The 15,009-nt window shown below is 68.1% G+C and carries 13 protein-coding genes; 5 read left to right on the forward strand and 8 right to left on the reverse strand.

The window, feature by feature from the left end; genetic code table 11:
* Positions 1–171: 171 nt before the first annotated feature.
* Positions 172–882, reverse strand: a complete 711-nt coding sequence (locus U5805_RS05200) for a hypothetical protein (protein WP_322102383.1) — start codon at positions 880–882, stop codon at positions 172–174.
* Between the two features lie 474 nt (positions 883–1,356).
* Here U5805_RS05200 and U5805_RS05205 point away from each other — a divergent pair, with 474 nt between their 5' ends.
* On the forward strand, positions 1,357–3,720 hold the full coding sequence (locus tag U5805_RS05205) for an EAL domain-containing protein (RefSeq protein ID WP_322102384.1): 2,364 nt from the start codon (positions 1,357–1,359) through the stop codon (positions 3,718–3,720).
* Positions 3,721–3,853: 133 nt separating this feature from the next.
* A complete protein-coding gene (locus tag U5805_RS05210) occupies positions 3,854–4,819 on the forward strand; it encodes a chemotaxis protein (protein WP_322102385.1) in 966 nt (321 codons plus the stop codon).
* A gap of 30 nt (positions 4,820–4,849) precedes the next feature.
* On the opposite strand, the gene U5805_RS05215 is transcribed toward U5805_RS05210, so the two are convergent.
* The 7 genes from U5805_RS05215 to U5805_RS05245 are packed head-to-tail and all read right to left on the reverse strand — an operon-like array spanning position 4,850 to position 11,146.
* Positions 4,850–5,311, reverse strand: a complete 462-nt coding sequence (locus U5805_RS05215; protein ID WP_322102386.1) for a GNAT family N-acetyltransferase — start codon at positions 5,309–5,311, stop codon at positions 4,850–4,852.
* A gap of 55 nt (positions 5,312–5,366) precedes the next feature.
* Positions 5,367–6,944: a response regulator gene (locus U5805_RS05220; RefSeq protein ID WP_322102387.1), complete on the reverse strand. Its 1,578-nt coding sequence runs from the start codon at positions 6,942–6,944 to the stop codon at positions 5,367–5,369.
* On the reverse strand, positions 6,941–8,329 hold the full coding sequence (locus U5805_RS05225; protein ID WP_322102388.1) for a sensor histidine kinase: 1,389 nt from the start codon (positions 8,327–8,329) through the stop codon (positions 6,941–6,943). The genes U5805_RS05220 and U5805_RS05225 overlap by 4 nt, the downstream gene beginning before the upstream one ends.
* Positions 8,298–9,467, reverse strand: a complete 1,170-nt coding sequence (locus tag U5805_RS05230) for an ATP-binding protein (protein ID WP_322102389.1) — start codon at positions 9,465–9,467, stop codon at positions 8,298–8,300. The genes U5805_RS05225 and U5805_RS05230 overlap by 32 nt, the downstream gene beginning before the upstream one ends.
* On the reverse strand, positions 9,452–9,877 hold the full coding sequence (locus U5805_RS05235) for an anti-sigma regulatory factor (protein WP_322102625.1): 426 nt from the start codon (positions 9,875–9,877) through the stop codon (positions 9,452–9,454). The genes U5805_RS05230 and U5805_RS05235 overlap by 16 nt, the downstream gene beginning before the upstream one ends.
* 20 nt (positions 9,878–9,897) lie before the next feature.
* Positions 9,898–10,260 carry an STAS domain-containing protein gene (locus U5805_RS05240; RefSeq protein WP_322102390.1) on the reverse strand — a complete coding sequence of 121 codons (363 nt, stop codon included), beginning with the start codon at positions 10,258–10,260 and terminating at the stop codon, positions 9,898–9,900.
* 19 nt (positions 10,261–10,279) lie between these two features.
* Entirely contained in the window at positions 10,280–11,146 is an 867-nt protein-coding gene (locus tag U5805_RS05245) for an STAS domain-containing protein (RefSeq protein ID WP_322102391.1), read from the reverse strand.
* 350 nt (positions 11,147–11,496) lie between these two features.
* Here U5805_RS05245 and U5805_RS05250 point away from each other — a divergent pair, with 350 nt between their 5' ends.
* From U5805_RS05250 to U5805_RS05260, 3 genes are all read left to right on the forward strand, one after another.
* Positions 11,497–11,745, forward strand: coding sequence for a hypothetical protein (locus U5805_RS05250; protein WP_322102392.1), 249 nt, complete (start codon positions 11,497–11,499; stop codon positions 11,743–11,745).
* Between the two features lie 137 nt (positions 11,746–11,882).
* On the forward strand, positions 11,883–12,530 hold the full coding sequence (locus U5805_RS05255) for an ABC transporter substrate-binding protein (protein ID WP_322102626.1): 648 nt from the start codon (positions 11,883–11,885) through the stop codon (positions 12,528–12,530).
* Positions 12,531–12,779: 249 nt separating this feature from the next.
* Complete coding sequence (locus U5805_RS05260; protein WP_322102393.1) at positions 12,780–14,927, forward strand: AI-2E family transporter; 2,148 nt, start codon at positions 12,780–12,782, stop codon at positions 14,925–14,927.
* Positions 14,928–15,009: the final 82 nt, after the last annotated feature.

Raw genomic sequence — 15,009 nt, forward strand, 5'->3', positions numbered from 1 at the left:
TGGGTGGCGCAGCGGACGGACGGGGCGCGGCGCCGGACGCGCGCGCCCGGCGGAGTGTGATGTCGATGCCGGGCTATCCGGCGTTAATGCGGGCGTTAATTGGCGCGTTAATGCGGGGCATTAATGCAGGGCGTTAGTGCGGGGCGTTAGTGCGGACCCTTAAACCGGGCGTTAACCCGCATGCGGCGGCGAGCCCGCGAAACGCGGCGAGCCGGGCACGGCGGGAAGCGATCCAGGATGCGATTCAGGATGGCGATGTACGTTGGCGCTGGCGGCGCGCATCGGCGCGGGACCGCCGCGCCGGGCGCCGTCGTGCGCGTCGCGGGCCGCATGGACTTCGCGGGCAGCATGGGTCTTATGGGTCTCATGCACCGCATGAACCTCGTGCGCCGCCTGCTGCGCTCGCGCGCCATGCGGCGGCGTGCCGTGCGCCTGCATCGTCACGTGTACGCGCGGGCCGGGCGGCGTCATGCGCGCATGTTGCATCGGCAAATGGCCGTCGTTGCGCGCCATCACCGTGCGCAGTTCCGCGCGCCGATGCAGGACTTCGCCGCGCAGATCGCCGCGGCCATAAAGATGCCGATGACGATGCCCGTCGGCGTCCGCGATCCACAGATACGTGTAGCCGCCCACGTACACCACGTCGCGATCGAGCACGACCGACACGTAGGCGTCGTTTTGCTGCGGCACGTAGGCCGGTTGCTCGACGATCACGGGCGGCGCGGGCGGCGGCGCGACCACCACGGTCGCGGGGCGCGCGGGCGCGGCAGCGACGCGGGCGTTGGCGGCGCAGCCGGAGAGAAACACCGCGCCCGTAAGCGCGGTGAGAGCGAATGCCGAAGCGAGGATGGGGTGCGGCGCGCGGGTGGTCGCGTTTTTCAAGCGGGCTCCGTCTTGGGTGGCGTGGGTCGGTTGTCCACCGCGTTAACGGCGCGCGCATATTGGGGCTTGAGTCGGAGCTTGAAACGGGGCTTGAAACGGAGCTTGAGTCGGGGCTTGAAAGGGGGCTTGAAACGGGGACTCGAATCGGAGCTTGAGCGGCAAACGCCGGTCTCGTCGGGCCGCACGGCGCATAGCGCCGCGAACACGCACCATCGACACGAGAGGCGCGCGAATCCCGCGCTAACGCCGTGTTTGCATGACGCGGGATCGCGCCGGCCGCCGCATCCCCTTGCGCTTCAGAACCCTCGTCCCTTGCCGTTAACGCGAGGACATACCCAGGGAAATTCGCAGTGAAATTCGCGGTGAAGTACGAAGCGCAGCACGAAGTGAAGCACGCAGGGATATCGACCACACATGCGATCCAACCGCCACGGGCGCGGCACGCGCGCCGTGGCGACAAGAGGGGACGAGAGTATGGCCTGGTCCGAAGCGACGGATGACATCGGCGCAGCGGGATCGCGGGGCGGTCAGGCCGCTTCGCCGCGCGCGAACGGCACGCACGGAACGGACGAAGCGCTAGCCTCCGAGCGCAGCGTATTGCGGCTCGTGTCGCGCAGCATGCCGTTGCCCGAGCTGCTGGCGGAGCTTTGCCGGCGCGCGGAGCGCCTGCTCGGCGCGGGCGCGACCTGCTCCATCCTGCTGCTCGAGAGCGACGCGCGCCATCTGCGCATCGGCAGCGCGCCGTCGTTGCCGGCGCGCTATCACGCGGCCGTGGACGGCACGCCGGTCGGTCCCGGCACGAGCCCGTCGGGCACCGCGATTCACGGGCGGCACACGGTGCTGGTCGAGGACTTCGAGCGCCAGCGCGAGTGGGGCGAATACCGCCGCATCGCGCTGGAAAACGGACTGCGCGCGTGCTGGACCACGCCGCTCCACGACGAGGCCGGCGGCGTGCTCGGCGTGCTGGCCGTGTACCAGGACCGGCCGTGGCGGCCGAATGGCGCCGAAGAAGCGCTGCTTCGCGACATCGCGCTGAGCGTCGCGGCGCTCCTGAACCAGAACACCATCGCCGCCCGGCTTGCGCTCAGCGAGGAGCATCACCGGCTCGTCGTCGATCATCTCAACGAGGGCATCGTGATGCAGGCGCGCGACGGCACCGTGCTCGCCTGCAACCGCAGCGCGCAGCGTATCCTGCGGCTGCCCGACGACGCCGTGGGCCGCGACATCCTGAGCGTGATTCCGTTCGTGCTGGACGAAAACGGCGCGCCGCTGCCGCTGTCGAAGCGGCCCAGCATCGTCTCGCTGGAGACGGGCCAGCCCGTGATCGGCCAGAGCGTCGGGCTCGAACTCGCCGACGGCGGCGTGGTCTGGGTCAGCGAAAACGTGCTGCCGATCTTCCGGCCCGGCGAGAGCGTGGCCGTTTCCGTGGTCGTGTCGTTCACCGACATCGGCCCGGTGCGCGAAGCGCAGCAGCAGTTGCGCTACCTCGCCACGCGCGATGCGCTCACGGGTCTCTACAACCGCACCTTTCTCGCCGACCGCATGCGCGCGCTGCTCGAAAGCGCGAGCGGCGCCGGGCGGCCCGCGCTGCTGTTCGTGGACCTCGACGGCTTCAAGAAGGTCAACGACACGGGCGGCCACGAAGCCGGCGACTCGCTGCTGCGCGACGTGGGCCGCCGCCTCGCCGCCTGCGTGGGCGAGGGCGACACGCTCGCGCGCGTGGGCGGCGACGAATTCGTGATCGTCGTGTGCCACTTTCGGGACGAGAACGAATTGCGCGCGCTCGCGCAGCGCGTGCTGGACGCCATCGGCGCGCCGTTCGCCGTGGCGGGCAACGAGTATTACCTCGGCGCCTCGATCGGCATCGCGGTTTATCCGGACGACGGCCGCAGCGCCGCCGCGCTCATGCGCAACGCCGACTCGGCCATGTACGCGGCCAAGCAGCGCGGCACCAATCACTTCCAGTTCTTCACGAGCGAATTGCGCCAGCGGCTGCAACGGCGCTTCCAGGTCGAGCGCGGGTTGCGCCGCGCGCTCGCCGCGGGCGAATTGCGGCTCGTGTACCAGCCGATCGTCGAAGGCGCGAGCGGTCTCATGATCGGCGCGGAAGCCCTGCTGCGCTGGGAAAGCGAGGAACTGGGCGCGGTTTCGCCGGTCGAGTTCATTCCCGTGGCCGAGGACACCGGCATGATCGTGCCGATGGGCCAATGGGTGCTCGAACACGCGTGCCGCCAGGCCGCGCAATGGCGGCGCCTCTTCGCGCCCGACTTCGTGATGGCCGTGAACTTCTCGCCGCGCCAGATCGGCGAAGGTCTCGTGGAGTGCATCGTGAACTGCCTCGCGCGCACGGGCCTCGCGCCCGACGCGCTCGAAGTCGAAATCACCGAAGGCATTCTCATGAGCGACAGCCAGAGCGTCCTGCCGATCCTGCGCGCGCTCGACGAGATCGGCGTGCGCATTTCCGTCGACGATTTCGGCACCGGCTATTCGTCGCTGTCTTATCTCACGCGCTTTCCGCTGCGTCATTTGAAGGTCGACCGCACCTTCGTCGCGGGTTTGCCCGGCAATCGCGACTGCGTGGCGATCACGCAGGCCGTGGTGGCGATGGCGCATTCGCTCGGCATGCGCGTGACGGCCGAGGGCGTGGAGACGCCCGAGCAGTCGTCGTTCTTGCGCTCGCTCGACTGCGAGCGCCAGCAGGGTTATCTGTTCGGCAAGCCCGTGAGCGCGCAGGCGTGCGCGGCGATGCTGCGCGAGCGCACGCCGCGCTGGTCGTCCGACTGGCCGTCCGACTGGCCGTCCGACTGGCCGTCCAACTGGCCGTCCGACGTCGGCTGACGCGCCGAACCTGCCGAAAGCGCTGACTCAAGATTTTCCGCGCCGCGCCGTAGAACCTTGCGGGGACGGGCGCGGCGCGCCCAGGCATCACCGATCACTTCACCACATCTAACGAAAGCGGCACGAGGAAATCATGGAAAGCGGATTCGCAATCGACGAACGAACCCGCCTCACGAGCACGAACCAGTTCGAGTTGCTGCTGTTCCGGCTGGGCGCGGCGCCGGGGAGCAGTGTCGGTGAAGCGTTCGGCATCAACGTATTCAAGGTGCGTGAGATTCTGAGCATGCCGCCGATCACGCCGATCGCGGCGTCGTCGGAATACGTGCTGGGCGCGGCCAATATTCGCGGCCAGGTGATGCCCGTCATCAACCTGCCGAAGCTCATGGGCTGCGAGCCGGCCACGGGGCTGAACATCCTGCTCGTCACCGAATTCGCGCGCTCCACGCAGGGCTTCGCGCTCGAAAGCGTGGACGAGATCGTGCGGCTCGAATGGAGCCAGGTGCTTACCGCCGACGTCACGCTCGGCAACCGCGTGACCAGCATCGCGCGGCTCGAAGCCGACCCGGAAAGCAAGCAACTCGTGCAGGTCGTGGACGTCGAACAGGTGCTGCGCGACGTGTTCCCGGCGCAGCACAAGGGCGTGCAACCCGACGAAGTGGGCGAGCGCGCGGTGCTGCCCGAAGGCGCGAAGGTGCTCGCCGCCGACGACTCGGGCTTCGCGCGCGAGCTGATCAGCCAGAGCCTCACGGCGCTCGGCGTCGAATACTCGATGGCGAAAACGGGCCTCGACGCCTGGAATCAACTGGACGCCATCGCCAAACTCGCCGAACGCGACGGCGTGCGCGCGAAAGACCGCGTGGCGCTCGTGCTGACCGACCTCGAAATGCCGGAAATGGACGGCTTCACGCTCACGCGCAAGATCAAGGCGGACCCGCGCATGTCGGACATTCCCGTGGTGATTCATTCGTCGCTTTCGGGCTCGGCGAACGAGGCGCATGTGAAGAACGCCGGCGCGAGCGGCTACGTGGCGAAATTCGCGGCCGGAGACCTCGCGGGCGCGATCCGCAAGGCGCTGGCGGGCAAGTCCGCGTACGCGTGAACTAGCGGCGCGAAGCCGGGCGGTGAGGGATCAGGGGCGCGGCACGATGCGCGCCATTTCCGTCGTGCCGCGCCAGCCGAGCGCTTCGTAGAGCGGCCGGCCCTGCGCGGTCGCGTGCAGGATCGCATAGGTCACGCCGCACCGCGCGAATTCCGCGTCGGCGCGTTGCATGAGCGCGTGCGCGAGGCCGCGCCGGCGCGCGCCCGGCTCCACATAGACATTGAGCACATAGCCGCGCCGATCTGTTTCGGGGTGCGAAGGATGCGGCGGCCAGTCGAGCAGCATGAGCCCGATGCCGGCGACGACGGCTTCGCGCTCGCTCGCCAGATAGCCGAAGTAGGTGCCGTCGGTAAGACGCGGCGCGAGCCACGCGCGAAAGTGCGCGGTCATCGTGCGCAGCGTGGCCTCGTCGCGGCCCGCTTCGCGAAACATCGCTTCGCGGTGGCGGCAGACGACGTCGAGGTCGTTCGGGCACAGCGGGCGCACATCCATGCGGTTTTCCTCGGGCGAGGCGCCCAGCTCGGCGCACGAACGGTTTCGAGCGGCGTTAGCCGAGCGGCGCGCTGTCGATTTCCCGCAAGATTTCGTCGAACGGCGCGGGCTTCACGAGATGGCGGTCGAAGCCCGCTTCGCTCGTTGCCTGGCGGTCGCGTTCCTGGCCGTAACCCGTGAGCGCGATGAGTTGCGCATGCGCCGTGTCCGGCTGCGCGCGCAGCGCCTTGGCGACGGCGTGGCCGTCCATGCCCGGCAAGCCGATGTCGAGAATCGCCACATGCGGCAGGAATTCGCGCGCGAGCGCGAGCGCGCTCGGGCCGTCGTGAGCCACGCGCACGTCGTGGCCTTCGAGTTCCAGCAGCATCAGCAGCGAAGCCGCCGAATCCACGTTGTCGTCGGCGATCAGCACGCGGCGGCGCGGCGCGGCGGCCGGCGGTGCCGCCGGCGTGGCCGCTTCGCCTGCGCTTTCGCCCGCACTTTCGGGCGCGCTTTCGGGCACGGGTGAGGCCGGCGCCTCGTTTCGCGGCTGCGGCGTTTGCGCGACCGGCAGGCGCACCGTGAACTCCGAGCCGCGTTCCAGCCCGTCCGAATGCGCGCCCACGGTGCCGCCGTGCAGTTCGGCAAGCTCGCGCACGAGCGCGAGACCGATGCCGAGGCCGCCGTCCGCGCGCTTGATCGCCTCGCGCGACTGCATGAAGAGATCGAACACGTAAGGCAGTTCGTCGGGCGCGATGCCGATGCCGTTGTCGCGCACGCGAATCGACACTTCGCGCGCGTCCGATTCGAGCCGCAGCGCGATCTCGCCGCCTTCGGCCGTGTACTTCGCGGCGTTCGAAAGCAGGTTGCTGATGATCTGCGCGACGCGAATCGCGTCGCCGACCACGTGGCACGGCTCGCACTCGATCTCGACCGCGAGATGCTGCGCCTTCGCTTCGAGGAACGGCCGGCTCGTTTCCACGGCCATTTCGACGATCTGGCGCAGATCGAGCGTGTTCATCTGGAGCGCGATCTTGCCGTGCGAGATGCGCGAGACGTCGAGCAGATCGTCGACGAGACGCCCCAGATGCTCGACCTGGCGGCTTGCGATCTGGCGCGCGTCGGCGCGAATATGGTCGTTCGCGCCGTGACGCGGATCGAGCAGCTCGATGGCGTTGCGGATCGGCGCGAGCGGATTGCGCAATTCGTGCGCGAGCGTGGCGAGAAAGCGGTCCTTGCGGCGGTCGGCGTCGCGCAGCGCTTTTTCGGCGGTGTAAAGGCGCAGCAGCGCACGCACGTTCGCGAGCAGTTCGGCGGGTTCGACGGGCTCGGTGAGATAGCTGTCCGCGCCGCCGTCGAGCGCGAGAATCTTGTCGCGCGTTTCCACGGCCGCGGCCGAGGTTTGCAGCACGAGCGTGGAATTGGTTTGCGCGTCGCCCTTGATGATGCGGCACACTTCGATGCCGCTGATGTCGGGCAGCTTCACGTCGAGCAGCACGAGCGCGGGCTCGTGTTCGCGCACCGCGTCGAGCGCGCCCTGGCCCGTGGCCGCCTCGATCACGGCGAAACCGGCGTGACGCAGCACGCGCGATTTCACGTATCGCGCGCCTTCGTTGTCGTCGACATTGAGAATGAGGGTGGCGACCGCGCTCATGAGGTGGCGTCTCCCGGGGTCGCGCGCGCGTCGATGTCATCGTCGGCCAAACGTACCGGTATGTTCAGGCGAAACGTCGAGCCCACGCCCAACTCGCTTTCCACGCCCACTTCGCCGCCAAGCAGCGTGGCGAGCTTGCGGCACAACGGCAGGCCGAGGCCGGTGCCCTTCACGCGCTGCTGCAATCGGTTCTGCACCTGGCCGAACTCCTCGAAAACAATCTGGTGGTGCTCGGCAGCAATTCCGATGCCTGTATCCGCGACGAAAAACGTGATGCGCTCGCCGCCCGCGTCGCATTGCGCGCCCACGCGAATGTGGCCGCGCTCCGTGTACTTGAGTGCGTTCGAGACGAAGTTGCGCAGGATTTGCGTGAGCTTCGGCTCGTCGGTGTAAAGACGCGGCAAGTGCGCCGTGGACGCGAATTCGAGCGACACGTGCGGCGTGGTGAGCAGCGGCGTGAGCATCGTGCGCAGCGCCGCGAACAGGTCGGCGGGATCGAACCACGCAGGCACGACGTCGGTTTTGCCCGCTTCGATCTTGGCGAGATCGAGCAGATCGTCCACCGTTTCGCCGAGCGTTTCCGCCGACGAAAGGATCAGCTTGACCTGGCGTTCCTGCTCGCCGCTCAGGTCGCCGTCCAGACGATTGAGCAGCAGGTTCGCGAGCGCGCGGATCGAACTGAGCGGCGTGCGCAGCTCGTGGCTCATGTTCGAGAGGAAGCGCGTTTTCATGAGGTCGGCGCGGCGCAGTTCCTCGGCGCGTTCGTCGAGTTCGGCGTACAGCGCCACCACGCCGCGATTGGTCGCCTCCAGTTCCTGCGTGAGCCGCGCGAGTTCGTCCTGGCGCTCGCGCAATTCCTCCAGCGTGGAAAGCAGTTCGCGATTCTGCTGCTGCACTTCGTCGAGCGAATCGGACTGCGAGTTGCGCGCGGCCAGCTCGCTCACGATGCGCTCGATTTCGGGGCCGCGCAGCTCGCCGCGCTCGCTCGGCAAATGGCGCGCCATCGTGACCGTGGTGCCCTCGTTCGTCGACTCGATCTCGAAGCGGTCCATCAGGCGGCGGCTGCCCGTGATGCCCACGCCCATGCCGTGCGGCGAGCGGTAGAGGCCGTCGAGCACGTCTTGCAGATTGCGCACGCCGGGGCCGCGGTCGCGCACTTGGACGGCCAGCGCGAGGCGCGGCCGTTCGCCCTGGAGCGCGAACGTGACTTCGCCGCCGTGGGCGTATTCGTAGGCATTGCGGGCGATTTCGGACACCGCGCTCGCGATGCGCGTCTGGTCGAGCCGCGAGAAGCCGAAACCGGCCGCCAGCTCGCGCGCGCGGCGCCGGGCGATGACGACGTCTTCGGTGATCTCAAGCCGGATGCGCAGCAGTGGGGTATTCATGGTTCAACTGTACTCCCGGTCGCGCGCGCACGACGACGACGGTGGCGTCGTCGCGGCGTCGCGCGAAGTCGCGGTAAAGCACGGCCGCGATGATCGCGGCGGGCTGATTGGCGAGGCCCGGCCACGCGGAGAGATCCCAGCGCGTGCCGATGCCGTCCGAGTGCAGGATGAGGAGCGCGTCGGCGTTCCATTTCAGCTCGAATTCCTGGGCGCCGCGCATGGTGTGGCCGACAATGCCGTTGCGCGAGACGATCTGGTAGCTGTCGCGCTCGGGTTGCGCCTGCGCGGCCTCGGCTTGCCGCGAGGCGATTGCTGGGGACGCCGCCGCGGTCGCTGTCGGGTTGGGCCTGCCCACGCCGAACGCGACCGCCGAAATGTTGCCGGTGCCGCAGAACGTGAGCGCGTTGCGCGCGAGGTCGAGGCGCACGAGCGCGAGCGCCGCGCCGCGGGTGGCGCGCAAGGCCGCGTGCGAGAGTTCCATGAGTTCGGCGGGCGCGAGGCCCGCGCGGCGGCGCAGCACGTCGAGCGCGGCCACGGCGGCCGTGTGGGCTTCGGCGCCGTGGCCCAGCCCGTCGGCGACGGCGAGCGAAATGCCTTTCGCGTCGGCTTGCGCGCGCCAGCCGTCGCCCGAGACTTCCTCGCCGGGATAGGGCACGCACACGCCGCCGATCTCGGGGCCGGCCGGCGCCGCGACGCCCGCGCCGTAATTCGCGCCGCCCTTTTGCACGAGCGCGCGCAGCACGGTGCCCGCGCCCGGCTGCGAGTAGATCGCCACCTGGTTCGAGAGCCGCCGGATCGCGCCGAGTCCCGTGCCGGTCGTGCCGGCGGTGGAGTGGCCGTCGGCGAGCGCCGCGCGCACGTCGGCGATGCCGGGGCCGCGATCGAGCGCGATGATTTCCACGCCGCCGTCGAGCGGGCGCACCAGCAGTTCGCCGTGGCCCGCGTGCTTGAGAATGTTGGTGGCGGCTTCGGTCAGCACGATCGCGACGCGGCCCGCGTCGGTTTCGTTGAGCGCGGCCGCGCGCGCCGCCTCGGCCGCGCCGCGCCGTGCGTAGGCCACACTGCTCGTGTCGCCGATCTCGAACGACCGGTGTGCGCCGCCGGCCGAGCCGGTGGCGCCGTCTAGCGAACTTTCCATTTCGTGATAGTGACTGTGGTGCCGCTGCCCGGCGCCGATTCGATCGTGAATTCGTCGCACAGGCGCCTTGAACCGCCGAGGCCGAGACCGAGACCGTTGCCGCTCGTGAAGCCGTCCGTGAGCGCGCGTTCGATATCGGGAATGCCGGGCCCCTGGTCGATAAACGCGAGCCGCAGGCCCACGCGCACACCGCTCGTGAGCACTTCGAGCCGCGCGTCGCCGCCGCCGCCGTACAGAAGCGTGTTGCGCGCAAGCTCGCTCGCGGCCGTCACGAACTTCGTCTGCTCGATCAGCGAAAAGCCTTGCGCGATGGCGGCGTCGCGTACGATCTGCCGCAACCGGACGATCTCTTCGTCGGAGCGCAGGCTCACTTGCGCCGCGAGCCGCCCTGTCGTGTCGTAGCTATTCATCATTGAATGCAAGCACCGTGCTAACGCAGGCGCGGGCGCTGGTTGAGCAGCGCCATGCCTTTTTCGACGTTCAGCGCGGTGCGCACGCCGTCGAGCGTGAGCCCGAGTTCGACGAGCGTGATCGCCACGGAAGGCTGCATGCCGACGACCACCGTGTGCGCGTCGAGCACCATCGCCATCGCGGCCGTGTTGCTGATCATGCGGCCGATGAACGAGTCGACCACGTCAAGCGCCGAAATGTCGATCAGCACGCCCTTCGCCGACTCCTTGACGATGCGCTCCGTGAGATCGTCCTGTAGCGCGATCGCGAGCCGGTCGTGCATGTCCACCTGGATCGTGACGATCAGGCAGTCGCCGAGACGCAGAATCGGAATGCGTTCCATCGTGCGCGGTCCCCGTTGCTTAAGCCGTAATCTTCGGCGCGACGATGCTCGCGCCGATGCGTTGCAGCGCGATCACGAAGGCGTCGGCGAGCGTGGCCTTCGTGGTGACGTTGGTGAGATCGACGCCCAGATGCACGATGGTCTGCGCGATCTGCGGACGAATGCCGCTGATGATGCAGTCCGCGCCCATCAGGCGCGCGGCAGCCACCGTTTTGAGCAGATGCTGCGCGACCAGCGTGTCGACGGTCGGCACGCCCGTGATGTCGATGATCGCGAGGCCCGCGCCCGTATCCACGATCTTTTGCAGCAGGCTTTCCATCACCACTTGCGTGCGCGCGGAGTCGAGCGTGCCGATGAGCGGCAGCGCGAGAATGCCTTCCCACAACTGCACGACCGGCGTCGAGAGTTCGAGCAGTTCTTCCTGCTGGCGCGCGATGATCGCTTCGCGGCTTCGCTGGAACACCTCGGTCGTGTAGAGGCCGAGGCCGTCGAGCAGCAGGTTGGTTTGCCAGCTCACCTGGCTGAGCGTGGTGGGGTCGCTGGCGAACGCCTCGCGCAGGCGAGAGTAGAGCGGCTCCTTCAGCGAAAACACGAACGTGGCCGTTTCTGCGGGCGTGAAGCCCTGACGCGCACGATGCGCCGACATTTCCGCGAGAAATGCGCGCACCGCCTCCCACTCGGGACGGGTGGCGTCGAACGTATCGGACTTGTTGAGCGTGTCGAGAAAGACGTTGAGGAAAGCCGTGAACTGTTCGCGAATTTCGCCTTCCATTGCAAGACCGCGGCGCAGTGCGATGGGCAGATGCAGGCGCAGCCATTCGGTGAGCAACGTGTCGCGATGCTGGCCGAGGACTTCCACGAGGCGGGCCTGTTCGGGTGTTTTCATGCGATCTCCTGAGCGTGTGGCGCATCCCTTTTCGAGATGAACCGTGGCACCTTACACCATCGCCTTGATTGAAGCTATTACCAAGGTGAAAAAAAGTTTGCGATTGCGCGGGCTCCAGGGACGCGTGAACGATGCGCTCGCGATCGCCGTAAAGCCCCATGCTCACGGCTTTCCAACTTTTTCATGGTGGGCTTGTAATTTTTATACGGTGACGTGCGTTCGAAGCGCGTCGAGCGGGTTCGCCGTTACGTGGGCAAGCGCACAGAAGGATGGCCGAACGGGGTGGTACAGACTTTGCTGTAATGCGTGCGCCAATAACAACGGTGACAAAAAACCGGGGAGATCCAACGATGAAGTCCACTGCCACACGTGCCGCGCGCGCCGCAACGCGCGCCGCTTTTCCGCCGCAAGACCCGACGCTGAATGCAGGCGGCGCATTCGCCGCTCCCGAGCCGTCGCAAGACGAAGCCGGCGCCTGGAGCGCCGCGGTGCTTTCGCGCCTGTCGTTCTGCATTGCCTGGCTGTTCGGCCTGGAGGCGTTCTTCGCCGACTCAGCCAGCGCGGACACGCGCAGCCGCATGCGTGCGCCGCGCCGCTGAATGCCGCAGAGCCGCGCTTTCAGGCCGCGCCGCCGCGCCTTGCCGTCGCGGCGCAACCAGGCCGCAAGCCCGGCTGCAAACCACGCCGCATCACGAAGGCGCGCGCTCACCGGAACACACAGGATAGATAGATGACGATGAAGAAGCTCATCCGCTCGGCTGCGCTTACCGCGTTGGCCGCGTGCAGCCTTGCGTTCGTGCCGGCCACGGGGGCGTTGGCCGCGAACGTCGATCAGTCGGACCCGCAGGCGCTCATCAAGGGCGCCACGCAGCAGGTGCTCGACGAAGTGCGCGCGAAGTCGATCGCGCCCGACGACATTCCGCGCATTCGCGATATCGTCGATCGCGACATCCTGCCTTATGTCGATTTTCGCCGCACCACGCAACTCGCGATGGGCCGCCACTGGCGCACCGCGACGCCCGCGCAGCAACAGCAGATCGAGCAGCAGTTCCAGTTGCTGCTGATCCACCTGTATTCGGGCGCGCTCGCGCAACTCAAGCCCGACCAGCAGATCGACTATCAGCCGATGCGCAACCAGCCCGGCGACACCGACGTGGTGGTGCGCACGCTCGCGCAGACGAGCGGCAAGCCGGTCGAGATCGACTACCGGCTCTACAAGACGGCGCAGGGCTGGCGGCTCTACGACCTCAACGTGCTGGGCGCGTGGCTGATCCAGACCTACCGGCAGCAATTCAACGAAAAGATCCAGGAAGGCGGCGTGGACGGCCTGATCCAGTTTCTCTCCGCGCGCAATCAGGAACTCACGGCGCCGCGACCGCAGTAAGCGCCGCAAGGCAGCGTTGCCTAAAGCCACGTTGAAGCGAACATTGAAAACCGGCGTTGAAACAAGCGCGCACGGCACGAGACCGAGAATCGTCGCACGAGGAAGCATTCCGTTACACGTGTGACTTTTCTTGCGGCTTTTCCACGCCGCGCGCGCTGTAACATTTCCGGGCGCGTTCCCTGCAAGGAATGCTGCGTTGTCCGGCGTCCGCGCTCGTGCGGCTTCCCTCTCTTTTTTGCGATCATCGACATGAATTTCCTGCCGCCGCAGGGCCGCCGCAACCGGGTGTTCGCGCCCGCACCGCCCACGCTGCACAGCCTTGCCTCGATCATCACGGGCGTGATCGTCGTGAGCGGGCTGTACTTTGGCCGCGCGGTGCTCATTCCCATCACGCTTTCGGTGCTGCTGAGCTTTTTGCTCGCGCCGCTCGTGACCACGCTGCGGCGTATTCACGTGCCGCAGTTTCTGGCGATTTGCGTGGCCGTGCTCGCCGCCGTGCTCGCGCTCGCGGGCGTGGGCGCGCTGATCGCCGCGCAGGTCTATCAGCTTTCGGCGGATTTGCCGCAGTATCAGCAGGAAATCGAGCAGAAAGTGCAGACGGTGCAGCAAAAAACCGTGGGCCGCGCCGATTCGCTGATGACGCGCGCCGCCACCGCCTTGCAGCGCGTGACGCCCACCGCGCCGCCCGCGCCGCCGCCGCCGCGCGGCCGCGCGGCGCGCAACCAGCCGCAGCCGCCGATGCCCGTGGAAGTCCACACGCCCGCGCCCACGCCGCTGCAACTCGCGCAGCGCGCGCTCGCGCCGGCCGTCGCGCCGCTCGAAACCGGCTTCATCGTGCTCGTGGTGACGATCTTCATCCTGTTCCAGCGCGAGGATTTGCGCGACCGGCTCATCAGCGTGTTCGGCTCCGACGATCTGCACCGCACGACCACGGCCATCAACGACGCTTCCGAACGGCTCTCGCGCTATTTCGTCGCGCAACTGGGCGTGAACGTGACCGTGGGCGCGGTGATCGCCGTGGGGCTCGCGGGCATCGGCGTGCCCGGCGCGCTGCTGTTCGGCGCGGTGGCGGCGCTCATGCGCTTCGTGCCGTACATCGGCATCTGGATCGCCGCGATCATGGCCACCCTGCTCGCCGCCGCGATCCAGCCGCAGTGGACCATGGCCGTGTGGACGCTGATTTTCTTCATCGTCGTGGACGTGGTGGCGGGCCAGTTCGCCGAGCCGATGCTGTACGGCCGCCGCTCGGGTCTTTCGCCGCTCGCCGTGGTGGTGGCCGCCATCTTCTGGAGCTGGCTCTGGGGACCGATCGGCCTCGTGCTTTCCACGCCGCTCACGCTGTGCATGGTCACGCTCGGGCGTTACGTGGACCGATTGAATTTTTTGACCATCCTGCTCGGCGACCAGCCCGCGCTCACGCCCGCGCAAACCTGCTATCAGCGCCTGCTCGCCGACGACCCGCACGAAGCGCTGCTGCAAGCCGACCGGCTGCTCACGGAGATGCCGCTCATCGACTATTACGAGCAGGTGGTGTTCGAGGGGCTGCGTTTCGCGCGCAACGACGCGCTGCGCGGCGTGCTGCCCGCCGAGCAGATCGCGCGCATCAACCAGGCGCTGCTCGATATCGTCGAAGACCTCGAATCCGTCGACGATTCGCGCCACGCCGCGCGCGAGGACGAAGAAGCGCGCAAGGCCGCGCAAGCGGAAGCCGCCGACGCGGCCCGCGAAAGGCGCGCCGACGCGGCGGCCAACGCCGGCCACGACTCGGTGGGCGAGCGGGTGCGCGGCGCGGTGGGCGACGCGGTCGGCGACATCGTTCGCGGCGCGGGGGACGCCGTGCGCGGAGCCGGCGACGCGGTTCGCAACGTAGTGGGCGAGCGCGCGCCCGAAGGCAGCCGCGCCTTGGCGCCGCCCGCCGCTTTCGAACTCTCGCCCGACGCGGGCGAAGTGCTGTGCATACCGGGGCGCGGCGCGTTCGACGAAGTGGCGGTGGCGATCGTCGGGCAACTGCTCGCGCGCCACAACATTCCGTGCAGCGCCACGACCTACGAGGAAGTGCGCGCGACGCGCGCGGGCATGGTCCATGCTCATCGCTCGCCGGCTCTCTGCGTGGTGTCGCTCGACGCGCCCGAATCGCCGCCGTATCTGCGCAATCTGGTGCGGCGGCTGCGCGAGCGCGCGGCGGACGCGACGATCGTGGTGGGCGTGGGCGCGGCGGAACGCGACGATGGCGCGGGTATCGCCGACGACCCCGAAACGCAATTTCCGGCTTCGCTGCGAGACCTCGTGGAGGCGTGCGGTACGGCGCTCGCCGCGGCGAGCGGCGCGAGCACGCCAAGACCCGAAGTCACGCGCGGGCAGATTTCCGGCCAAACCCGGGCTCGGGTGAAACTGTGACCGTCACGACGGCGTCACACTGGCGCGCCAGGATATGCGCCCCAAGCCCCTGGTTGCGGCATTCCGAGTTACTGGGAGACAA

Source organism: Paraburkholderia sp. J41 (genome assembly GCF_905220235.1).
In the GTDB taxonomy this organism is placed as follows: Bacteria; Pseudomonadota; Gammaproteobacteria; order Burkholderiales; family Burkholderiaceae; genus Paraburkholderia.